This is a genomic window from Bacillus sp. EKM420B (assembly GCF_011065565.1).
Taxonomy (GTDB): Bacteria; Bacillota; Bacilli; order Bacillales; family Bacillaceae; genus Bacillus; species Bacillus velezensis.
Window position 1 is genome coordinate 126,094 of record NZ_JAAMNX010000004.1, and the last position, 22,760, is coordinate 148,853.

Genomic DNA, 22,760 nt, shown 5'->3' on the forward strand with positions numbered 1-22,760 from the left:
CGATATGAAAAAGCCTGAGTTAAAGTACTGCGGAATACGATCGAAGCGTGATTATGAACTTGCGGCAGCTTCAGAAGCGGATTATCTGGGATTTATTTTTGCCCCAAGCAAACGGAGAGTAACGCCGGATGAGGTCCGGAAATGGAAAGAGCAGGTCCGGACAGACAAGAAACATGTCGGAGTATTTGTAAATGAAACGATAGAAAACATCGGGCAAATCGCCTCTGATCTGGCACTTGACGTCATCCAGCTTCACGGTGATGAATCGCCTGAGGATGCCCTCCGTCTCCGTCCGCTTGTGCGCTCGGAAATATGGAAAGCGCTCCATCACGGGGAAGGGACGCTCCGTCAGATGGCTCAATTTGCACCTGCTGTCGACGGCTATGTCATTGATTCTTCAGTGACAGGAATGAGAGGCGGGACGGGAATCGCGTTTTCATGGGCCCGTGTCCCCTTGTACCGAAAGCAGGCTCAAAATGCAAGCAAGCGCTGTTTTATTGCGGGCGGTGTTAATCCTGAGACGATTACCGGCTTACTGAGATCGCGTCCGTGCGGTATAGATCTTGCCAGCGGAATTGAAAAAAACGGACACAAGGATCAAACACTGATCCGGCTTTTAGAAGAAAGGATGAACCACTATGTATCCATATCCAAATGAAATCGGAAGATACGGCGAATTCGGCGGCAAATTTGTCCCTGAAACATTGATGCGGCCCCTTGAGGAAATCGAAACGGCTTTCACAGAATTAAAGAATGATCCCGTTTTTCATGCCGAATATAAAAAACTATTGTTTGATTACTCCGGAAGACCGACTGCATTAACGTTCGCAGACAGGGTGTCAGAGTATTTGGGAGGGGCGAAAATCTATCTGAAAAGAGAAGATTTAAACCATACCGGCTCTCATAAAATTAACAACGCGTTAGGCCAGATTCTGCTTGCTAAAAAGATGGGCAAAACGAAAATCATCGCCGAAACCGGCGCGGGACAGCACGGTGTGGCTGCGGCGACAGCCGCCGCAAAATTCGGTTTTAAATGTACGGTTTTTATGGGTGAAGAAGACGTTGCGCGCCAGTCGCTGAACGTATTCCGAATGAAACTGCTCGGCGCGGAAGTGGTGCCGGTCACAAGCGGCAACGGGACGCTGAAAGATGCGACGAATGAGGCAATCAGGTATTGGGTCCAGCATTGTGAAGATCATTTCTATCTTATCGGTTCTGTAGTGGGTCCGCACCCGTATCCGTATATCGTTCGCGAATTTCAGAAAATCATCGGCGAGGAAGCGAAAGAACAGCTCCGCCGGATTGAAGGAACGCTCCCGGATAAGGTTGTTGCATGTGTCGGCGGCGGAAGCAATGCGATGGGCATATTTCAGGCCTTTTTAGACGAAGATATTGAGCTGATCGGCGCCGAGGCGGCCGGAAAAGGGATTGATACACCGCTGCATGCGGCAACGATCGCAAAAGGGACGCTCGGGGTGATTCACGGATCAATGACCTATTTAATACAAGATAAATACGGGCAGATTATCGAACCGTATTCCATTTCAGCAGGCCTTGATTACCCGGGGATCGGCCCTGAGCACGCCTATCTGCACAAAAGCGGCCGTGTAACGTACGAAAGCGTGACAGACGATGAAGCGATTGCCGCGTTACGTCTGCTTTCTGAAACAGAAGGTATTCTTCCGGCTATTGAATCTGCCCACGCCCTGGCAAAAGCGTTCGAAATGGCAAAGGACATGGATAAAGACAAAATCATTCTCGTCAGTTTGTCGGGAAGAGGAGATAAAGACGTTCATACGCTGATGAATGTTTTGGAAAACGGGGTGGAGACACATGTTTAATCTGCGAGATTCTGAAAAATTGTTTATCCCTTTTATCACAGCGGGCGATCCGCTTCCTGACATTTCTGTTGAACTGGCAATATCATTACAGAATGCAGGCGCTTCTGCCCTTGAAATCGGCGTTCCTTACACAGATCCGCTTGCGGACGGACCCGTCATACAACGGGCTTCAAAACGGGCTCTGGAAAACGGAATGAATATCGTAAAAGCCATTGAACTTGGCGGCAAAATGAAAAAAAACGGCGTTCATATTCCAATTATCCTCTTTACGTATTATAATCCTGTGTTACAATTAGAAAAAGAATACTTTTTCGCTTTACTGCGGGAAAACGACATAGACGGCCTGCTTGTACCCGACCTTCCATTAGAGGAAAGCGCCCTTTTGCAAATGACATGCAAAAAGGAGAACATCGCTTATATCTCACTGGTTGCGCCGACAAGTGAAGACCGTTTGAAAATAATTACTGAACAGGCCCGCGGCTTTGTGTATTGTGTATCCTCTTTAGGAGTGACGGGCGTACGCAGCGAATTCGATCCTTCTGTATACTCTTTCATCCGTAAGGTGAAAGAATTCAGCTCTGTTCCGGTGGCGGTCGGTTTTGGCATTTCAAACCGCAAACAGGTTGACGGGATGAATGAAATATCTGACGGTGTCGTTGTCGGCAGCGCGCTTGTCAAAAAAGTTGAAGAGCTTAAAACAAAGCTTGTGAATCCCGGCACAAGAGCTGATGCGCTTCTTGAATTTGAAGAATACGCAAAGACGTTCGGACGACTGTACAGTGTAAAATGAGGTGACTGGATTTGCAGATTAAAGAACAGCTGCGGCAGCTGAAACCGTATCAGCCGGGCAAACCAATAGAAGAAGTGAAAATGGAATACGGGCTTGAAAAAGTAGTAAAACTCGCTTCTAACGAAAATCCGTTCGGCTGTTCACAGGCCGCAAAAGATGCGCTGCATCAGGAGATTGAGCAGCTTGCGCTGTATCCCGACGGTTACAGTGCCGCTTTGAGAACGCGGCTCAGTGAGCATCTGCAGGTCAGTGAATCTTCGATCATTTTCGGAAACGGCTCAGATGAGCTAGTGCAGATTATCTGCCGTTCTTTATTAAATGATCAGGCAAACACGATTACCGCCGCCCCGACTTTCCCGCAATACAGACACAATGCGGTGATTGAAGGCGCTGAGGTGCGCGAGGTGCCGCTCCGCAGTGACGGCGCTCATGATTTGGACCGGATGCTGGAAGCAATTGACGGCGAGACGAAAGTCATATGGGTATGCAACCCCAATAATCCGACGGGGACATATACTTCTGAGCAAGAGCTAATTGCCTTTTTAAACAGAGTTCCCGAGCATATACTCGTTGTCCTTGATGAAGCGTACTACGAGTATGTTACGGCGGAAGATTACCCAGAAAGCATTCCGCTTTTAAAGCAATATCCGAATGTCATGATCCTCCGCACCTTCTCTAAAGCGTACGGACTTGCCGCGCTGCGCGTCGGATACGGCATTGCGGACGAAGCGCTGATCCGCCAGATTGAACCGGCGAGAGAGCCGTTCAATACGAGCAGAATCGGTCAGGCTTCGGCACTGGCAGCGCTTGACGACCAGACATTTATCCAGGAATGCGTCGAGAAAAATAAAGCCGGCCTTAAGCAGTATTATGATTTTGCGGAAACTCACGGATTAACTTGTTATCCTTCACAAACCAACTTTGTGCTCATTGATTTTAACCGTCCGGCGGATGAACTGTTCCAAGCCCTGTTGGAAAAAGGATATATCGTCCGCTCAGGACAGGCGCTCGGATTTCCGACAGCGTTAAGGATTACGGTCGGTACGAAAGAGCAGAATGAGGAAATTCTCACAATTTTAGCTGAAATATTATAAGAGGTGATCAAGCATCACCTCTTTGCTCTATTAAAATAGATGAAAAAGGAAATGAGTGAAATGAAGGATACTATATTGCTTGCGGGGATCGGGCTGATCGGCGGATCGATCGCATTGGCCATCAAAAAGGAGCATCCGCATAAACGGATTATCGGTGTGGATATTTCGGAAGAACAGCTCACTGCCGCGCTGAAGCTCGGAATTATTGACGAGCGGGCCGGCTCATTGACGGAAGGGGCGCAGCAAGCGTCTGTTGTCATTATCGCCACGCCTGTCGCCCAAACGCTGAAAATGCTCGATATGCTGGCCGCATCAGACATCACCCATGAACTCCTGATTACGGATGTGGGCAGCACGAAACAGAAAGTCGTCAGCTACGCCGACAAAGTGCTTCCGGCTCACTATCAATTTGTCGGCGGCCATCCGATGGCGGGATCTCATAAATCCGGGGCCGCTGCCGCGAAAGAATTTTTATTCGAAAATGCGTTTTACATTTTAACACCCGGAAAATCAACTTCTAAAGAGTCAGTAACGCATCTGAAGGAACTCTTGAAAGCGGCAAACGCCCACTTTGTGGAGATGACTCCCGAGGAGCATGACGGCGTAACGAGCGTCATCAGCCATTTCCCTCATATCGTTGCTGCAAGCCTCGTCCATCAGGCTCATCATTCTGAAGAAGATTATCCGTTTTTGAAGCGTTTCGCAGCCGGCGGTTTTCGGGACATCACCAGAATCGCCTCAAGCAGTCCGGCGATGTGGAGGGACATACTTCTTCATAACAAAGATAAACTGCTTGACCGCTTCAAAGAATGGAAACGGGAGATTGACACGATCGAATCTTATGTAGAAAATGAAGATGCGGACAGCCTGTTCGGATATTTTAAAAAAGCGAAAGATTATCGCGACGGTCTGCCGCTCCGTCAAAAAGGAGCGATCCCGTCCTTTTATGACCTTTATGTCGATGTTCCCGATCATCCGGGGGTCATTTCGGAAATTACGGCGATACTGGCAGAAGAAAAAATCAGTATCACCAACATCCGCATTATCGAAACAAGAGAAGATATTAACGGAATTCTCAGAATCAGTTTCCAGACTGATGATGACCGGAAGCGCGCGGAAACCTGCATTCAATCCCGCGCCAAATATGACACATTTTACGCTGACTGAGGTGGAAAACATTGAAAAGAGAAAAAGTGACGTCTTTAAACGGTGAAATTCATATTCCGGGGGATAAATCCATCTCCCACCGTTCTGTTATGTTCGGAGCGCTTGCGGAAGGAACGACAACGGTAAAAAACTTTTTGCCCGGAGCCGATTGTCTGAGCACCATTGCCTGCTTCAGAAAAATGGGTGTCTCCATTGAACAAAACGGAAGTGATGTAACGATATACGGAAAGGGCATTGACGCACTTTGTGAGCCTGACAGCCTTCTTGATGTCGGGAATTCCGGCACGACCATCCGCCTGATGCTCGGCATTTTAGCCGGACGCCCATTTCACAGTACGGTAGCGGGCGATGAAAGTATTGCAAAGCGCCCGATGAAGAGGGTGACGGAGCCTTTAAAACAGATGGGAGCCGCGATTGACGGAAGAGCGGACGGAGGGTTTACGCCTTTATCCGTAAGAGGCGGACAATTGAAAGGCATTGATTACGTCTCCCCTGTTGCAAGCGCGCAGATCAAATCTGCCGTGCTGCTTGCCGGATTGCAGGCTGAAGGGACGACGACCGTCACTGAGCCTCATAAATCAAGAGACCATACGGAACGGATGCTGAACGCTTTTGGCGCCGAGCTTGCGGAAACGGAGACGAGCGCTTCCGTAACGGGCGGTCAGAAGCTTCGGGGAGCCGATATTTTCGTGCCCGGCGATATTTCTTCAGCGGCCTTTTTCCTCGCGGCAGGCGCTGTCGTTCCCGGAAGCCGGATTGTGCTGAAAAACGTCGGCCTGAACCCGACACGCACGGGGATGATTGATGTCTTAAAGCAAATGGGGGCTTCACTTGAAGTGATTCCTTCAGAAGCGGACAGCGCAGAGCCTTACGGAGACCTGGTTATTGAAACCTCAGCTCTGAAAGCGGCAGAAATCGGCGGAGAAATCATTCCCCGTTTAATTGACGAGATCCCGATTATCGCCCTTTTGGCAACGCAGGCTGAAGGCACAACTGTCATTAAAGACGCTGCGGAGCTGAAGGTGAAGGAAACGAACCGGATCGACACCGTCGTATCAGAGCTCCGGAAAATCGGCGCAGACATTGAACCGACTGAAGACGGCATGAAAATACACGGCAAAAAAACGCTTGCGGGCGGAGCCGATGTGTCAAGCCACGGCGACCACCGCATCGGCATGATGCTCGGTATCGCTTCATGCCTGACAGAAGAGCCGATCGACATCCGTGATACAGAGGCGATCCATGTCTCATATCCGACATTCTTTGAGCATTTAGATCAATTAGCCAAAAAAGCCTGAAGACGATTCTTCGGGCTTTTTTCTTCATGTGTCATAAAATCTTGGGCTTTGACATAGCTTGTCTTAAACAGAAAAATAACAGAAAGGGGGAATGCGTTTTCGTTACAGAAACAGCCGGAATAAATTGCGCTGTTTGCGTATAAAGATGCCGTCCCCTTTTTTGCCGTTTTCCTCTTAACCATTTTCTGATAAACTATAATGCCGGGTGAAGCATCTTATTTGCGGGCAGGCCCTGTCTGAATTATGATAAGAATAACCCGAATAAAAACCCTTTTCATTTGGTTGATGAGGTATAGGAAAAGAAAGGACCGGTCTGATTTGAATACATTGATTCAAGAAGCCATAAAATTAGTTGAAGCAGGTGAAACCGAAAAGGGACTCAAAGCGCTTTCAAAAGCTGAAACAGAGCTTCATGACGAAGACAAAGCCATTGCAGCCCAGCTCTACTATGAATGGGGAAACGCCGAAAAAGCGTTAGCGCTGATCAGTGATCTGCATGACCTCTATCCGGGTGAGTCTGAGCTGACGAATTTTTACGCCGAATTGTTAATAGATATTGATGAAGAAGAAAAAGCTCTTGAGGTGCTGGAGACGATTTCTCCGGAAGACCCGTCTTACGCGGAAAGCCTTCTTTTAATGGCTGATCTGTATCAGATGCAGGGCTTATTTGAAGTAAGTGAGCAAAAGCTGTTACAGGCGAAAGCGATGTTACAAGATGAACCTGTTATTGATTTCGCTCTGGGGGAATTATACTTCACTCAGGGATCATACGCAAAAGCCGTTCCTTACTATGAAGAGACGGCAAAAGAACGGCACGAAATCGGCGGCGTAAATGTTCATCAGAGGCTGGCTGAGTCATTGAGCGCGGCGGGTGAATTTGAGGAAGCGATTTCATGGTATGAAAAAGCGGCGGCAGAACATACAGAACCGAATACGATTTTCGGGTACGGGTTCACAGCCTATCAGGCGGGAATGGTCAAAACAGCCATCAAGCAGCTGTCTGATTTAAAAGGGCTTGATCCTTCCTATTCATCGCTTTATATGCCGCTTGCAAAAAGCTACGAGGCAGAAGGCATGTATGAAGATGCATTAAAAACCGCTAAAGAAGGTATTACTTACGATGAATACAATAAAGAGCTTTTTCTCTATGCGGCGAAAATGGCGTTAAAGCTCGGCAGCGAAGAGGAAGGCAAAAAGCTTCTTCAGGAAGCGCTGGCGCTCGATCCGGGTTACGTGGAAGCGCTCCATACGCTTTTAGCCGTCTATCATAAAGAAGAAAGCTTTGAAGAGATTATTGATCTGATTCAGGAAGTCCGCGGCTACGGAGAAGAAGATCCGAAATACAATTGGTATTTGGCGGGGGCCTATACAGGCCTTGAACAATACGCTGAAGCGAAAAAAAGCTTCGAAGCTGCGTATCTCCATTATCAGGATGATCGGGATTTCTTATATGAATACGCTCACTTCTTATTGGAAGAGGGTCTCCAGAAAGAAGCGCTGCCGCTTTTAAAACAAGTGCTTTCAATGGATGGAACAAACGAAGAGCTTGAAGAAACAATCTTACGGATAGAGGATGAATTTTTAAGATAAGCAGGATTTTGGACCATGCTTGCTGAATGTATAAGTGATGTCAGATTATACGATCGATAGAGGAGGGAATTACATGCAGACCCCTGTTTCTGTCAATGAAAAAAAGGATTTTATCCGTTGGTTTTTAAATCATTATCAGCTTAAACGCCGGGAGTGCGTCTGGATTTTAAATTATTTAATGAGTCATGATTCATTAATGGAAAAAGTCCATTTTGTAGAACAAGCCGAATTTTGCCCGAGAGGCATTATCATGTCTACTCATTGCGTTGATGAGGTGCCGTTTAGGTTTTACAAAGAAAATGTCATGACTACGGACGCGGAAAAATCTTTTCACGACATCCGGTTAAATAAACAGCAGGATTTATTTATCCAGCTGAATTTCCGTTCGGCCTACAGCTCACCGGAATATGCCGCTGTTCTTGAATCAAATCCGCATCTGCCGAAAGACCTGTTTGAAAATAAACAGGATCAGGGGATGGCTGAAAAAATATTAGAACATGCCATTTCCACTTTCCAGCGGGAAAAGCTGCTTAAAGATATCGACGAGGCGCTGGACCGCCACGACAAAGAAACATTTGAAAAGCTTTCCCGCCAATTGAATCAGCTCACATAAATGACAGCCTTGCAGAATATGCAAGGCTTGTTGCGTAAAGAGGAGGAACGAGACATGAGATGGAGGGCCGCTGATGCCGATGCCTATTTACAATCTGCGGATTACATTGATACCGCTGTCATTCCGTTAATTTCCATAACGTCTTCAGGAGGCTTAAAAGAGGCCGTTGAACAGGGGGAAAGCACTCAATTGCTTTCTGAAGAGCTTGAGCGCCAATTGAAGGGACGGGTATATTTATTCCCCTCTTATACATATGTTGATATAGACCAATCACAAATCGCCCTGCTTCAAAAACTCAAAGAAGAGGTGATGACCAACTTCCGGCACGCCTTGTTCCTGACGGCAGACGAAAAATGGAAGGATTCTGAAATAGGGTCTGATGTCATATACATACCTGCCGTTCCGTTTGAACATATGAAAGACTCTTTAAAGAGAAAAATAGCGGATGACAAGTGCGGAGAAATTTTGAACGTTTTGTTACAGAAGTGGAACAATTCTTAAAAACTCCAGGCATCCTGCAAAACACCCGTTTTGCCTCTGTTGACCTTGCTGAAAGATTCATATATTATGAGGGTGTCAAATATCAGAATTATTTTCTATTTTAGTTAATTTTTGGTCAATCTTTAGGGGGGGAAGAGATGGGCGGAAAACAAGATATATCAAGAAGACAATTTTTAAACTATGCGCTCACCGGCGTGGGGGGATTTATGGCCGCCAGTGCGCTTATGCCTATGGTCCGTTTTGCGCTGGACCCGGTATTAAAACCGACGGGAGATCAAAAAATGGTGCAGGTTGTCAGTGTGGATGAGCTGACGAAGGAGCCGAAGCGGTTTGACTTTAAAATTCATCAAGTCGACGCCTGGTACGAATCGGAAGAATCCAGATCAGCCTGGGTTTACAAGCATGGGGATGAAATTATAGCGCTTTCTCCGATCTGCAAGCATTTAGGCTGCACCGTAAACTGGAACAATGATCCTAAAAATCCGAACAAATTCTTTTGTCCCTGCCATTACGGTCTGTATGAAAAAGACGGCACGAACGTTCCGGGCACGCCGCCGCTCGCGCCTCTTGACCGTTATGAGCAAAAAGTAAAGGACGGCTTTTTGTATCTTGGAAAAGCAAAGCCTAGGGGGGAAGGGTGACATGCTGAATAAAATTTATGACTGGGTGGATGAACGTCTCGATATTACGCCGATGTGGCGGGATATCGCCGACCATGAAGTGCCGGAACATGTAAATCCCGCTCACCATTTCTCGGCTTTTGTCTATTGTTTCGGCGGTTTGACGTTTTTTGTAACCGTTATCCAAGTGCTGTCCGGGATGTTTTTAACGATGTATTATGTGCCGGATATTAAAAACGCGTGGGAATCTGTGTATTATTTGCAGAATGAAGTCGCTTTCGGGCAGATTGTAAGGGGTATGCACCATTGGGGCGCAAGTTTAGTCATCGTGATGATGTTTTTACATACGCTGCGGGTTTTCTTTCAGGGAGCTTATAAAAAGCCTCGGGAATTGAACTGGATCGTCGGTGTTCTGATCTTTTTTGTGATGCTCGGTCTCGGTTTTACAGGGTATCTGCTTCCGTGGGATATGAAGGCGCTGTTTGCGACAAAGGTAGGTCTTCAGATTGCGGAGGCGACGCCATTGATCGGAGCGCAGGTGAAAACTCTTCTTGCCGGCCACCACGATATTGTCGGCGCTCAAACGCTGACGAGATTTTTTGCGATTCACGTATTTTTTCTCCCTGCCGCTTTGTTTGCGCTCATGGGCGCCCACTTTGTCATGATCCGCAAGCAGGGAATTTCAGGACCGCTTTAATACAAATCTGATATAAAAGGGAGGGGATGACATGCACCGGGGGAAAGGAATGAAGTTTGTAGGAGATTCAAGGATACCGGCTGAAAAAAAACCGAATATACCGAAAGACTATTCAGAGTATCCTGGAAAGACAGAGGCGTTTTGGCCGAACTTCCTGCTGAAAGAATGGATGGTCGGAGCCGTTTTCCTCGTCGGATTTCTCGTTTTAACGATTGTGCACGAGCCGCCTTTGGAACGGGTGGCGGACCCGACGGATACAGGGTATATTCCGCTGCCGGATTGGTATTTTCTATTTTTATACCAGCTTTTAAAATATGAATATGCCGCAGGGAGCTACACCGTTATCGGAGCGATGATTATACCGGGGCTTGCCTTCGGGTCGCTGCTTTTGGCTCCGTTTCTCGACAGGGGGTCTGAAAGAAGGCCGTGGAAGCGTCCGGTTGCCGTCGGGATGATGCTTTTGGCGCTTTGCGCTACGGTCTTTTTAACGTGGCAGTCAGTCGCGACACATGACTGGGCGAAGGCGGAGGAGCAAGGGAAAATAAAAAAAGAAGCCGCCATTGATACTGAATCAGACGGTTATAAGGTATTTAAAGAACAAGGCTGTATTTCCTGTCACGGGGATAATCTTCAAGGGGGAGGCGCCGGTCCGTCCCTGGTCGATAACGGGCTGAGCCCGGAAGAAATTAAAAAAATCGCCGTCAAAGGGAAAGGGCAGATGCCAGCCGGTATTTTTAAAGGGAATGACAAACAGCTTGATCAGCTGGCGAAGTTCATTTCTGAAACGACAGCGAAATAACGTATTGTGAAGTAGACAACAGCAGGATATACTTTTATGAAAAGAGCTGACCGGATGTCAGCTTTTTTTGCATGATACATACTTTTTACGGACTGAGAGTTGATGGTATGAGGTGGATTTCTTATCTTTTAGGGTTGCGCGGCATGCTTCTGCTTGTTCTTGCCGTTAATTTTATCGGTACGGTGTACGGCTATTATTGGTATGTGCCGCAGCTTGCGGACACGCCGTTCCGATTTCTGATATTTGTGCCTGACAGCCCGACGGCGACGTTTTTCTTCCTGTTTGTGCTTCTGGCATTTCTCATGGGAAGAAACGCGCCGCTGTTTGAAGCGCTGGCTCTTGTAACCCTTGTAAAATACGGGCTGTGGGCGGTCGGAATGAATATCTTTGTGCTGGTCAAAATGGGGCAGGTGCCTTGGGAAGGGTACATGCTGATTGCTTCACATTTTGCCATGGCCGTTCAAGGCGTTTTATACAGCCCGTATTTTCGGTTCCGGTTATGGCATCTTGCCGTTGCCGCTGTTTGGACGCTTCATAATGATGTCATTGATTATCTTTTCGGCATGATGCCCCGCTACTCAATGCTCAATGACTATATGCAAGAGATCGGGTATGCTACATTCTGGCTGAGCATATTTTCACTCGGCCTTGCATACTATTTGGTGATTTCCAAAAGACGGATAAAGCTTGACTTACACTGATAGAATCTTGGTCTAACCTTGTCCCGCTCCTCATATTCTGTAAAGAGAAGGAGTGGGAGGGACCTCTATGAAACGAAAGCTGACGATCTGTCTTTTACTTGCTCTTATGTGTTTCATCACAACTGCCAAAGCTGAAGATGAGGGCGGTCTCAAGGAACTGAACGACCTTTCGGATACCGTTTTCCAAATGACGCGGCATTCGCAGTATGATGAGGCTCTGCAAGTGCTTGGCTACTTTAAGAAAAAAATGACACACGTAAACTCACTGAGCGGCGCCGAAGTCAGGCAGGTGACTCTGGGCTTTAATGATTTAGTGCGCGTCCTGAAACAGGCAGACGCCTCAGATACCGAAAAAATCCGGGCAGCCGCCCAGTTCAGGTTGGTAATGGATGCGATGGAAGACCACTCCGATCCGCTGTGGGGTTCGCTTGAAAGACCGATTATGGCGACATTCAGCGCCTTAAAAGAAGATGTCAGCGGAAACGGAAGTGAAAATTTCAATGAAAAGTGGAATGAATTTATATCATTATATGATTTAATTTATCCCAGCCTGACAATGGATGTGTCGGCCGGCCAGCTTGATACGGTGGCGAAACATATCGAGGTGATTGAGCAGGAAGGGTTTCAGCAGATGACAAAAGGAACAAAGCTTGAGCGTCTGACGCTCCTGCAGCAGGATTTAAAGCGGGTTTTTGACAAGGTGGAGCGGGATGACGCTGACCCTTCGCTGCTCTGGGTCATTCTGACAACAGGCGGTATCATTATTACTGCGCTGACATATGTCGGCTACCGAAAATACAGAGCGGAAAAAAAGAAAGAGAAAAAGCGTGAGTATCCTAAGTCTAAATAAACAAAAATTGCTGTAAAGGAGCTAAGCCAGTGAAAAAACTCATCCAGCAATTGGCTTCAAAACACCTCCCGCAGCCGATCAGAGGCAGAAAAGGGGCGACTGACGAAGGACCGCGAAACCTCGCGCGTGACTTCCAGAATCCTGACATGCTCGTTCCGCCTTCAACGGATTCAGGAACGGTTCAAAACTTGAAATTCTCATTTTCTGATACGCATATGAGGCTTGAAGACGGCGGATGGTCCAGAGAGGTGACGGTCAGGGAACTGCCGGTATCCAAAAACATCGCGGCGGTGAACATGAGACTGAAACCGGGAGCTGTGCGGGAGCTTCATTGGCATAAAGAAGCCGAATGGGGATATGTGATTAACGGAGGAGTACGTTTAACTGCGGTCGATCAAAATGGGCGGAATTTTATTGATAACGTAAGTGAAGGGGACCTGTGGTATTTTCCTTCCGGCATTCCTCATTCCATTCAAGGATTAGAGCAGGGAAGTGAGTTTTTGCTCGTCTTTGATGACGGCTCTTTTTCAGAAAACAGCACCTTTTCAGTAACGGACTGGTTTGCCCATACCCCGCGCAGCGTGCTGGAGGCGAACTTCGGTGTTCCGGGTTATGAGCTGGCTTACATTCACAAGAAAGAGCGTTACATGTTCCAGCTGGAACCGCCTCCCCCTATTGAGCGGGCAGCAGTTTCTTCCCCGGAAGGCCCCGTTTTGGAGCCATTCAGCTACAAGCTTTCCCGGCAGGAGCCTCTTGTTACCGGCGGGGGAAGAGTAAAGATTGTCGATTCAAAAACGTTTAAGGTGTCAAAAACGATTGCCGCAGCTCTCGTGGAGGTCGAACCCGGAGGCATGAGAGAATTGCATTGGCATCCCAATACGGACGAGTGGCAGTATTATCTTTCAGGAGAAGCGAAAATGACGGTGTTTGCGGCGGAGGGAAGAGCGCGGACATTTAACTATCAAGCGGGTGACGTAGGATATGTTCCTTTTGCAATGGGACATTATGTTCAGAATACCGGTGACACCGTGCTTCGCTTTCTGGAAATCTTCAAAAGCGACCGTTTCGAAGACGTCTCCTTAAATCAATGGCTGGCACTGACGCCGCAGCGCTTCGTCGAGCAGACGCTCAATGTCAGTCCGGCATTCGCCCGCCGATTGAAAAAGAAAAAATCACCGGTTGTCAAATGGAAACACGAACAGTAAAGGCGGCAAAAGCCGCCTTTTTATTATCGTCTGATCGGATTTTTATTTTCATCAAGCGTAAATCCTTCGCCGAGCACATCATGGACGTCGCTTACTGCAACAAAGGCGTGCGGGTCAACGGAAGTGATGACGCTTTTCAAAAGCACAATTTCGTTTTTCGGAACGACGCAGTAAAGAACGTCCCTGTCTTCTTTTGTATATGATCCCTGTCCTTTTAAAACGGTGACGCCGCGCTCCATCTCTTCAATGATTTTTTGCTGGATCAAATCGTTTTTCGAAGAAATAATCGTTGCCCCTTTTGCGGCATAGCCGCCTTCCTGTATAAAATCAATCAATCTCGCAGCGACAAAAACGGCTACAAGCGTGTACATCGCTTCCTTGTAAGAAAGATACGTAAACAAAGAAAGCAGAATGACACAGGCGTCAAAGGCAAACATCGTCCGGCCCATCGGGATTCCGAAAAATTTGTTGATCAGCCTGGCGATGATATCGACCCCGCCCGTCGTGCCGCCGTATTTAAAAATAATGCCGAGACCCGCGCCGATAAAAACACCGGCGAACAAGGCGGCCAGCGCTAAATCATGCGACAGCGGCATATGAATTTCGTAGCGCTGAAAAACACTCAGAAAAACGGAAAGAGAGACGGTGCCGATCAGGGTATAGACAAACATCGTCCGGCCGAGCATACGCCAGCCGATGAAAAAGATAGGAATGTTTAATACCAGGTTGGAAATAGAAGGGCTGATGTGGAATAACGCATATAAAAGCAGCGTAATGCCGGTAAATCCGCCTTCCGCCAAATTGTTCTGCATATTAAAGTGAACCAGTCCGAATGAAAAAACAGCGGCGCCGATTAAAATAAAGCAAATGTTTTTGATTCTGATTTCTCCAAGCATTGCATCAAACCCCTTTTCCTTCCATAAGATTGCGTAAATATTATAGTGGATACAAAAGAAAACAGCAAACTGCCGTTTTTAACATTTGTCAAATGTACTTGAATTAGCTAACATGGAAGAGATGACAGGAGGTATTCGCACAGTGAGTGACAAAACGATGAAAGACTTACAAGCTGAGGTCGATGAATATATCGGCCAATTCAAAGAAGGCTATTTCAGCCCGCTTGCCATGATGGCCCGTCTCACGGAAGAACTGGGCGAACTTGCAAGAGAAGTCAACCATTATTATGGGGAAAAGCCGAAGAAAACGACGGAAAATGAGAAAAGCATGGAAGAGGAAATGGGCGATGTGCTGTTCGTCCTGATCTGCCTCGCCAACTCCCTTGATATTTCATTGGAGGAAGCTCATAACCGCGTCATGCATAAATTTAATACACGTGATAAAGACCGCTGGACTAGAAAAGAAGAAGGAAAGTAGGAGAAACCATGTCAAATGAAACCATTAAAGTCGTCATTGCCGGACCGAGAGGCAGAATGGGCCAGGAGGCCGTAAAACTTGCCGTCCGCACGCCTCATTTTGAGCTTGTCGGCGCCATTGACCATACATACGATCAGCAAACATTGCGGGAAGTGATGTCAGCTGATTCAGACGCACTTATTTATACGGATATCCGCGCATGTTTCCAAGAAACAAAACCGGATGTGCTGATCGATTTGACAACGCCTGAAATCGGCAAAAAACATACGAAAGCCGCTCTTGAACACGGCGTACGCCCCGTTGTGGGAACGACCGGATTTTCTGAAGCGGATTTAGAGGAGCTTCAAGGCTTGACTGAAGAAAAAGGAATCGGCGCTATCATCGCTCCGAATTTTGCATTGGGCGCGGTGCTGATGATGAAGTTCTCACAAATGGCCGCCAACTATTTTGAAGATGTAGAAATCATTGAGCTTCATCATGATCAAAAGCTGGATGCCCCGAGCGGAACGGCGCTGAAAACAGCGGAAATGATTTCAAGCGTCCGTACAGAAAAGCAGCAGGGCCATCCTGATGAAAAAGAAATTCTGCCGGGCGCCCGCGGTGCTGAATTAAACGGCATCCGCCTTCACAGCGTGCGTCTGCCGGGCCTTATCGCCCACCAGGAAGTCATGTTCGGCATGGACGGCCAGACGCTGAAACTGCGCCATGACTCCTATAACCGGGCTTCCTTTATGTCAGGAGTGAAGCTGTCAGTGGAGCAAGTGATGAAAATCGACCAGCTTGTATACGGACTCGAAAATATTATCGACTGAATCGGCAAGGGGGAGAACATCAAATGAAAATTGCTTTGATTGCTCACGATAAAAAAAAGCAGGATATGGTTCAGTTTACGACCGCATATAAAGATATACTGAGCCATCATGAGTTATACGCGACGGGTACGACAGGCTTAAAAATCCAGGAAGCGACCGGATTGTCCGTTGAACGTTTTCAATCCGGCCCGCTCGGCGGAGATCAGCAAATCGGCGCATTGATTGCGGCAAACGCCCTGGATCTCGTCATTTTTCTGCGCGATCCGTTAACTGCGCAGCCTCACGAACCGGATGTCTCGGCGCTGATCCGGCTGTGTGACGTATACGCGATCCCGCTCGCCACAAATATGGGAACAGCGGAAATCCTCGTCCGGACGCTGGACGGCGGGGCATTTGATTTCCGCAATCTTGTGCGCGGAGGAGAGCCGAATGTCTGAACACGTTGATATTCTGGCGTTCGGCGCTCATAGTGATGATGTCGAGATCGGTATGGGCGGCACGATCGCAAAATTTACGGCTCAAGGAAAAACCGCGGTGATATGCGATTTGACCGAGGCCGAACTATCATCTAACGGAACGGTAGGGATAAGAAAAGAAGAAGCGGCAGAGGCGGCACGAATTCTCGGCGTAAAAGAGAGAATCCAGCTTACGCTTCCCGACCGCGGGCTTTTGAAAAGTGAGGACGGCATCCGCCGGATTGTCAGTGTCATCAGAGCCTGCCGGCCGAAAACCGTTTTCATGCCTTATCCGAAAGACCGCCATCCTGACCACGGCAATGCGGCGGCTTTGGTCGAAGAGGCGGTGTTCTCGGCGGGAATTCATAAATACAGAGATCATCAGGAACTGCCGGCTCATAAGGCTCAGCGCGTATACTATTATATGATCAACGGGTTTCACCGTCCGGACTTTGTAATCGACATAACGGAAACCATCGATCTGAAAAAAGAAAGCCTGCACGCCTATCAAAGCCAGTTTATTCCTACGGCGCAGTCAGTGAACACACCGCTGACCAACGGTTATATCGAAATGGTGGAAGCGCGGGAAAGACTGTATGGCAAAGAAGCCGGGACGGGGTATGCTGAAGGCTTCTTTTCAAAACAGCTTCCCGTTTTGAATGATGATGTTTTTGGGGGCGGACAATGAGACCATTAAAAATAGGGATTACATGCTACCCGAGTGTCGGAGGCTCGGGTATTATTGCGACGGAACTCGGCAAGCTGCTTGCGGAAAAAGGGCACCAGGTTCATTTCATCACATCAAGCATCCCGTTCAGATTAAATACATATCATCCGAATATTCATTTTCATGAGGTGGAAGTCAACCAATACGCGGTATTTAAATATCCGCCTTATGACCTTACGCTGGCGAGCAAAATCGCCGAGGTGGCCGCGAGGGAAAATCTTGATATCATTCACGCGCATTATGCGCTGCCGCATGCGGTATGCGCTTATCTCGCCAAGCAGATGCTCAAGCGTGACATCGGCATCGTGACGACGCTTCACGGTACGGACATCACCGTTTTAGGATATGATCCGTCATTAAAAGATTTAATCCGTTTTGCCATCGAAGCGTCCGACAGAGTGACGGCGGTATCAACCGCGCTTGCCGGAGAAACATATGACTTAATCAAGCCGGATAAAAAAATTGAGACCATCTACAACTTTATTGATGAACGTGTTTATCTTAAGAAAAATACAGAGAGTATAAAAGAGAAACATGGTATTTTGCCGGATGAAAAGGTCGTCATCCATGTTTCGAACTTCAGAAAAGTAAAACGTGTTAAAGATGTCATCCGCGTTTTCCGTAATATCGCAGCCAACACAAAGGCGAAGCTCCTGCTTGTCGGTGACGGGCCGGAAAAGTGCGTCGCTTGGCAGCTTGTCGAAAAATACGGACTGCAGGATCAAGTGCTGCTCCTCGGAAATCAGGACAGGGTGGAAGAGCTGTATTCCATCAGCGATCTTAAGCTTCTTCTGTCTGAAAAAGAAAGTTTCGGACTCGTCCTCCTTGAGGCGATGGCCTGCGGCGTGCCGTGTATCGGAACAAATATCGGCGGCATCCCCGAAGTGATTAAAGATCAAGTAAGCGGTTTTCTGGTGGAAGTCGGCGATATTCAGGCGGCATCTGAAAAAGCGCTTGCTGTTTTAGAAGATAAACAGCTCAGCAAACGATTGACTGATCATGCGCTGAAAATGGTGGAGACCGCCTTTTCTTCGCAAAGAATCGTCAGTCAGTATGAACGGATTTATGACGAATTGGCAGGACCGGAGTGATCTTATGGAACAGGAATTTGTCAAAGCCCTCCCCATCCTTCATCATCTGATGAAGGCGGGCCATCAGGCGTACTTTGTCGGGGGAGCCGTCAGAGACAGCTATATGAAACGAAAAATAGGTGATGTGGACATCGCAACCAGCGCTTCGCCGAATGAGGTGGAGCGCCTCTTTAAGCGGACTGTCGATGTAGGAAAAGAGCACGGCACCGTCATCGTCCTGTGGGAAGATGAAACCTATGAAGTCACCACTTTTCGTGCCGAATCAGAATATAAGGACTACCGGCGCCCTGAAGCTGTGCGGTTCATTACTTCTTTATCAGAAGACTTAAAGCGGAGAGACTTAACGATTAATGCGATGGCGATGTCTGCCGAAGGAGAGCTGCTTGATTATTTCGGAGGCGCACATGATATCGGACAAAAGCTGATCCGTACGGTGGGTAACCCTGAAGACCGTTTTCGGGAAGACGCTCTGCGGATGATGAGAGCCGTTCGCTTTATGAGTCAGCTCGGCTTTCTGTTAGAAAAAGATACAAGAGAGGCCGTCATAAAAGACAGGGGGCTTATGGCACATGTATCAGTAGAACGAAAGACCGTCGAGTTTGAAAAGCTGATGCAGGGCGCTTTCTCACAAGAAGCGATTCAAACGATGGTGCAGACAGGTCTGATACAAGAGCTGCCCGGCCTTTCCGGTTATGAGCAGCAAATGCTTGAAGCAAGCGGCTTTCCGTTTTCTTCTTTAGATGCACGCGAAGAACGCTGGGCAGCGCTGTTATTGTTTCTTGGTCTTTGTCCGAAAAGCGCCGAGGCGTTTTTAAAACAATGGAAACTGCCGGGAAAAGTCATAAAAAAAGCGGTGCAGATCATAAGCGTTTATCCGGCGCAACTGGAAGCAGAAGCGATGTATCGGGCAGGAGAGGCGCTGTTTTCAGCCGTTAAAATCGGGATGCTGAAACAGCATAAGACGATTGATGAACAAAAGCTGAAAGAAGTTCAGAGCCTGTATGAGCAGCTGCCGATCAAAAGCCTTCGAGACCTCGACATTTCAGGCGCTGATCTGATGGAGCTCAGAAACCGCCGCGCGGGTAAATGGGTGGCCGAAGAACTTCGCCGGATTGAAGAAGCGGTATTGGCAGGGAAGCTCCCTAACCGAAAACATGACATAAAGGAGTGGCTCGCATCATGGGATCAACATTAAGAACCCGATTAATTGATTTATTTTCTGAGGCGGGTGACGGCTTTATCTCCGGGCAGAAAATAAGTGACGCGCTCGGCTGCTCGAGAACCGCCGTTTGGAAACATATAGAGGAGCTCCGCAAAGAGGGGTATGAGGTTGAGGCGGTCAGACGAAAAGGGTACAGGCTCATTAAAAAACCGGGGAAACTCAGTGAATCCGAAATCCGTTTCGGACTGAAAACAGAAGTTTTGGGCAAACAGCTTCATTACCGGGACGTCCTGCCGTCCACCCAAAAAACCGCTCATGAACTTGCCAATGACGGCGCGCCGGAAGGGACCCTCGTAGTCGCCGATAAACAAACGGCAGGCAGAGGAAGAATGGCCAGAGTATGGCATTCACAGGAGGGAAACGGGATTTGGATGAGCCTCATTCTGAGACCCGACGTTCCTTTGCAAAAAACGCCGCAGCTCACCCTGTTATCCGCCGTTGCGGTCGTACAGGCCATCGAGGCTTTTACAGGCGTACAGGCCGCCATTAAATGGCCGAATGATTTAATGGTTCACGGCAAAAAAGCCGTCGGGATTTTAACTGAGCTGCAGGCGGAAGAAGACCGTGTCCGTTCGGTTATTCTCGGGATCGGCATCAACGTGAACCAGCAGGAAATCGATTTTCCCGGCGAGCTTCAGGACATTGCGACGAGCCTGAGCATGGAAGCCGGCGAAAAAATTGACAGAGCGGGTCTGATACAAGAGATTCTGCTGACTTTTGAAAAACGCTATCAGGATTACTTGAACCACGGCTTTACACCGATCAAGCTGCTATGGGAAAGCTATGCGGTCGGACTGGGGAACGAGCTCAGAGCGAGAACGCTGCAAGGAACGTTTTACGGGAAAGCGCTCGGCATTGATGATGAGGGAGTTCTTCTTTTGGAAACGAGAGACGGTATAAAGAAGATCTATTCTGCCGATATTGAGCTCAATTAATCTTAGTTGGTACAAGCCTCGTGAATTTGGTATACTTCCTATGGGCAGTATCATAATGAACTGCACCTGATCAGCAGAACAGAGATTACGAAAAGTCTGCCTTGATCCAAAAAAGGACTGGGACAGAGGGATGACATTCGCCGAACGTTAAACAAGTGGGAATCCTTCTTATTTTACAGAAGGCTTTTTTGCTTGCGAAGAATTGGCGGCTCATCTCCTCACCGTTTAGAGGAGGAGAAACAGAATGAAAACAAAACTGGATTTCATGAAAATGAAGGAAAACGGAGAGCCGATCGTGATGCTGACCGCTTACGATTATCCGCAGGCAAAGCTTGCGGAACAGGCGGGAGTCGACATGATTTTAGTCGGGGATTCGCTCGGAATGGTCGTGCTCGGACTCGATTCAACCGTCGGCGTAACGGTCAGTGACATGATTCACCATACAAAAGCGGTAAAACGCGGTGCGAAAAATACGTTTATCGTAACTGACATGCCGTTTATGTCTTACCACCTTTCAAAAGAGGATACATTGAAAAACGCCGCGGCTATTATTCAGGAAAGCGGCGCGGACGCGTTAAAGCTGGAAGGCGGAGACGGCGTTTTCGAATCCATCCGCGCGCTGACTCTCGGCGGAATTCCCGTCGTCAGCCATTTAGGCCTCACACCGCAGTCTGTCGGCGTATTAGGCGGATATAAAGTGCAGGGAAAAGATGAGCAAAGCGCGAAAAAGCTCATTGAAGACAGCATCAAATGCGAGCAGGCGGGAGCGATGATGCTCGTGCTTGAATGTGTGCCTGCTGAACTGACTGCTAAAATAATAGAAGAAGTATCCATTCCCGTCATCGGAATCGGAGCCGGTTCAAAAGCGGACGGCCAAGTCCTTGTCTATCATGACGTCGTCGGCCACGGCGTGGACAGAACACCGAAGTTCGTGAAGCAATACGCCAAAATCGACGGCACGATTGAGTCGGCTCTCAGCGATTATGTCCGTGATGTGAAAGAACGGGTTTTCCCGGAAGAAAAGCATTCCTTTCAGATAAACCAAACTGTGCTGCAAGGCTTGTACGGAGGAAAGTAAGCGATGAAACAACTGACAGAAACTCAACAGCTGAAAGAATTAATTGCACAATACCGCTCAGAAGGCCGGACGATCGGATTCGTCCCGACAATGGGTTTTCTTCATGAAGGACACCTGACGCTGGTTGAAAAAGCAAACAAAGAAAACGATATTGTCGTGATGAGCATCTTTGTCAATCCGACTCAATTCGGACCGGGCGAGGATTACGAAGCATATCCGCGAGATTTAAAGCGCGATGCCCGGCTTGCAGAACAGGCGGGAGCAGATGTTTTGTTTACGCCGTCTCCAAGTGACATGTATAAAGGCGAGCAAAATGTTGCCGTGCAAGTGAAAAGGAGAACTGACGTGTTGTGCGGCGCCTCCCGCGTCGGCCATTTTGACGGAGTGGCCACTGTGCTGACGAAGTTTTTCAATCTCGTTAAACCGACCCGCGCCTACTTCGGCCTGAAAGATGCCCAGCAGGCAGCGGTTGTGGACGGATTGATTGAGGATTTCTTTATGGATATCGAATTGGTTGCAGTGGACACGGTCAGAGAAGAAGACGGACTTGCCAAAAGCTCTCGCAACGTCTATCTGACTGAGCAGGAACGCAAAGAAGCGCCGATGATCTATAAAGCATTGCAGCAAGGTGCTGAACTGGTCAGAGACGGTGAAAGAAATCCGGAAACCGTTATAAAAACTGTCACCGATATCATCGAAAACACAAGCGGCGTCATTGATTATGCCGAACTGTACGCTTATCCGGAGCTGACTCCGCTTAAAACATTAAACGGCAAGGTCATTCTGGCCTGCGCCGTCCAATTTTCTAAAGCAAGACTGATTGATAATATCATTATTGATATTGATGAATGGGAGAGATCATAATATGTACCGCACTATGATGGCCGGAAAACTGCACCGCGCTACCGTGACGGAAGCCAATTTAAACTATGTCGGCAGCATAACGATTGATGAAGATCTTTTAGATGCCGTCGGAATGCTCGCTAATGAAAAAGTTCAGATTGTGAATAATAATAACGGGGCGAGACTTGAAACGTATATTATTCCCGGTAAGCGGGGGAGCGGCGTCATCTGTTTAAACGGAGCTGCCGCCCGTCTCGTCCAAGAAGGAGATAAAGTCATTATTATTTCTTATCAAATGATGTCTGATCAGGAAGCAAAAAGCCATCAGCCGAAGGTGGCCGTTCTGGATGATCAGAATAAAATCGAGCAGATGCTGGGTCAGGAACCGGCACACACGATTTTGTAAAAGAGCCCCCTTCATGGGGGTTTTCTTTTAAGATTTAGGGGCAAAAGCTGT

At 47.9% G+C, this 22,760-nt stretch carries 26 protein-coding genes; 25 read left to right on the forward strand and 1 reads right to left on the reverse strand.

Translation table 11 applies throughout. The annotated features are described in order from the left end of the window. Positions 1-4: 4 nt before the first annotated feature. The 15 genes from G9F48_RS13635 to G9F48_RS13705 all read left to right on the forward strand — a co-directional run bounded on the left by G9F48_RS13635 (position 5) and on the right by G9F48_RS13705 (position 13,766). On the forward strand, positions 5-658 hold the full coding sequence (locus G9F48_RS13635) for a phosphoribosylanthranilate isomerase (RefSeq protein ID WP_165409629.1): 654 nt from the start codon (positions 5-7) through the stop codon (positions 656-658). Next, complete coding sequence (gene trpB, locus G9F48_RS13640) at positions 639-1,841, forward strand: tryptophan synthase subunit beta (protein WP_165409630.1); 1,203 nt, start codon at positions 639-641, stop codon at positions 1,839-1,841. Before G9F48_RS13635 ends, trpB begins: the two co-directional genes overlap by 20 nt. Continuing rightward, positions 1,834-2,631, forward strand: a complete 798-nt coding sequence (trpA, locus tag G9F48_RS13645) for a tryptophan synthase subunit alpha (protein ID WP_070082032.1) — start codon at positions 1,834-1,836, stop codon at positions 2,629-2,631. The genes trpB and trpA overlap by 8 nt, the downstream gene beginning before the upstream one ends. Positions 2,632-2,642: 11 nt before the next feature. Next, positions 2,643-3,725: a histidinol-phosphate transaminase gene (hisC, locus tag G9F48_RS13650; RefSeq protein WP_043021738.1), complete on the forward strand. Its 1,083-nt coding sequence runs from the start codon at positions 2,643-2,645 to the stop codon at positions 3,723-3,725. Between the two features lie 51 nt (positions 3,726-3,776). Beyond that, complete coding sequence (locus G9F48_RS13655; RefSeq protein ID WP_071392574.1) at positions 3,777-4,892, forward strand: prephenate dehydrogenase; 1,116 nt, start codon at positions 3,777-3,779, stop codon at positions 4,890-4,892. Positions 4,893-4,903: 11 nt separating this feature from the next. Continuing rightward, positions 4,904-6,190: a 3-phosphoshikimate 1-carboxyvinyltransferase gene (gene aroA, locus G9F48_RS13660; RefSeq protein WP_003153479.1), complete on the forward strand. Its 1,287-nt coding sequence runs from the start codon at positions 4,904-4,906 to the stop codon at positions 6,188-6,190. A 318-nt stretch (positions 6,191-6,508) separates the two neighbouring features. Continuing rightward, on the forward strand, positions 6,509-7,780 hold the full coding sequence (locus G9F48_RS13665; protein ID WP_003153480.1) for a tetratricopeptide repeat protein: 1,272 nt from the start codon (positions 6,509-6,511) through the stop codon (positions 7,778-7,780). 73 nt (positions 7,781-7,853) lie between these two features. After that, complete coding sequence (locus G9F48_RS13670; RefSeq protein WP_003153482.1) at positions 7,854-8,393, forward strand: ReoY family proteolytic degradation factor; 540 nt, start codon at positions 7,854-7,856, stop codon at positions 8,391-8,393. A gap of 54 nt (positions 8,394-8,447) precedes the next feature. Continuing rightward, the gene (locus G9F48_RS13675) at positions 8,448-8,894 is read left to right on the forward strand and encodes a YpiF family protein (protein WP_003153483.1); all 447 of its coding nucleotides are present in this window, start codon (positions 8,448-8,450) and stop codon (positions 8,892-8,894) included. A 137-nt stretch (positions 8,895-9,031) separates the two neighbouring features. Next, the gene (locus tag G9F48_RS13680) at positions 9,032-9,535 is read left to right on the forward strand and encodes a ubiquinol-cytochrome c reductase iron-sulfur subunit (RefSeq protein WP_003153484.1); all 504 of its coding nucleotides are present in this window, start codon (positions 9,032-9,034) and stop codon (positions 9,533-9,535) included. 1 nt (position 9,536) lies between these two features. Further along, positions 9,537-10,211: a menaquinol-cytochrome c reductase cytochrome b subunit gene (qcrB, locus tag G9F48_RS13685; protein ID WP_003153485.1), complete on the forward strand. Its 675-nt coding sequence runs from the start codon at positions 9,537-9,539 to the stop codon at positions 10,209-10,211. A gap of 31 nt (positions 10,212-10,242) precedes the next feature. Then, positions 10,243-11,010: a menaquinol-cytochrome c reductase cytochrome b/c subunit gene (locus G9F48_RS13690; protein ID WP_003153486.1), complete on the forward strand. Its 768-nt coding sequence runs from the start codon at positions 10,243-10,245 to the stop codon at positions 11,008-11,010. A gap of 107 nt (positions 11,011-11,117) precedes the next feature. Then, on the forward strand, positions 11,118-11,711 hold the full coding sequence (locus G9F48_RS13695; RefSeq protein WP_185153154.1) for a DUF1405 domain-containing protein: 594 nt from the start codon (positions 11,118-11,120) through the stop codon (positions 11,709-11,711). A 67-nt stretch (positions 11,712-11,778) separates the two neighbouring features. Then, complete coding sequence (ypjB, locus tag G9F48_RS13700) at positions 11,779-12,561, forward strand: sporulation protein YpjB (RefSeq protein WP_017418030.1); 783 nt, start codon at positions 11,779-11,781, stop codon at positions 12,559-12,561. Positions 12,562-12,590: 29 nt separating this feature from the next. Further along, a complete protein-coding gene (locus G9F48_RS13705; protein WP_101562226.1) occupies positions 12,591-13,766 on the forward strand; it encodes an oxalate decarboxylase family bicupin in 1,176 nt (391 codons plus the stop codon). 23 nt (positions 13,767-13,789) lie between these two features. On the opposite strand, the gene G9F48_RS13710 is transcribed toward G9F48_RS13705, so the two are convergent. Beyond that, positions 13,790-14,662, reverse strand: a complete 873-nt coding sequence (locus G9F48_RS13710; protein ID WP_003153493.1) for a YitT family protein — start codon at positions 14,660-14,662, stop codon at positions 13,790-13,792. 142 nt (positions 14,663-14,804) lie between these two features. Between G9F48_RS13710 and G9F48_RS13715 the strand changes: the two genes are divergently transcribed. The 10 genes from G9F48_RS13715 (at position 14,805) to panD (ending at position 22,709) form a co-directional block, all read left to right on the forward strand. Further along, on the forward strand, positions 14,805-15,140 hold the full coding sequence (locus G9F48_RS13715; RefSeq protein ID WP_003153495.1) for a nucleotide pyrophosphohydrolase: 336 nt from the start codon (positions 14,805-14,807) through the stop codon (positions 15,138-15,140). 8 nt (positions 15,141-15,148) lie between these two features. Further along, a complete protein-coding gene (dapB, locus tag G9F48_RS13720) occupies positions 15,149-15,952 on the forward strand; it encodes a 4-hydroxy-tetrahydrodipicolinate reductase (RefSeq protein WP_071391699.1) in 804 nt (267 codons plus the stop codon). Between the two features lie 23 nt (positions 15,953-15,975). Then, a complete protein-coding gene (gene mgsA, locus G9F48_RS13725) occupies positions 15,976-16,389 on the forward strand; it encodes a methylglyoxal synthase (RefSeq protein WP_003153499.1) in 414 nt (137 codons plus the stop codon). Continuing rightward, complete coding sequence (gene bshB1, locus G9F48_RS13730) at positions 16,382-17,095, forward strand: bacillithiol biosynthesis deacetylase BshB1 (protein WP_003153501.1); 714 nt, start codon at positions 16,382-16,384, stop codon at positions 17,093-17,095. The genes mgsA and bshB1 overlap by 8 nt, the downstream gene beginning before the upstream one ends. Further along, complete coding sequence (gene bshA, locus G9F48_RS13735; protein ID WP_020955989.1) at positions 17,092-18,225, forward strand: N-acetyl-alpha-D-glucosaminyl L-malate synthase BshA; 1,134 nt, start codon at positions 17,092-17,094, stop codon at positions 18,223-18,225. The genes bshB1 and bshA overlap by 4 nt, the downstream gene beginning before the upstream one ends. A 4-nt stretch (positions 18,226-18,229) precedes the next feature. Beyond that, complete coding sequence (locus tag G9F48_RS13740; RefSeq protein ID WP_165409631.1) at positions 18,230-19,420, forward strand: CCA tRNA nucleotidyltransferase; 1,191 nt, start codon at positions 18,230-18,232, stop codon at positions 19,418-19,420. Further along, positions 19,405-20,382 carry a biotin--[acetyl-CoA-carboxylase] ligase gene (locus tag G9F48_RS13745; RefSeq protein WP_146277072.1) on the forward strand — a complete coding sequence of 326 codons (978 nt, stop codon included), beginning with the start codon at positions 19,405-19,407 and terminating at the stop codon, positions 20,380-20,382. The genes G9F48_RS13740 and G9F48_RS13745 overlap by 16 nt, the downstream gene beginning before the upstream one ends. Positions 20,383-20,626: 244 nt before the next feature. Further along, on the forward strand, positions 20,627-21,460 hold the full coding sequence (gene panB, locus G9F48_RS13750) for a 3-methyl-2-oxobutanoate hydroxymethyltransferase (protein ID WP_070082024.1): 834 nt from the start codon (positions 20,627-20,629) through the stop codon (positions 21,458-21,460). A gap of 3 nt (positions 21,461-21,463) precedes the next feature. Then, positions 21,464-22,324: a pantoate--beta-alanine ligase gene (gene panC, locus G9F48_RS13755; protein WP_003153508.1), complete on the forward strand. Its 861-nt coding sequence runs from the start codon at positions 21,464-21,466 to the stop codon at positions 22,322-22,324. 1 nt (position 22,325) lies between these two features. Continuing rightward, the gene (gene panD / locus G9F48_RS13760; RefSeq protein ID WP_003153510.1) at positions 22,326-22,709 is read left to right on the forward strand and encodes an aspartate 1-decarboxylase; all 384 of its coding nucleotides are present in this window, start codon (positions 22,326-22,328) and stop codon (positions 22,707-22,709) included. Positions 22,710-22,760: the final 51 nt, after the last annotated feature.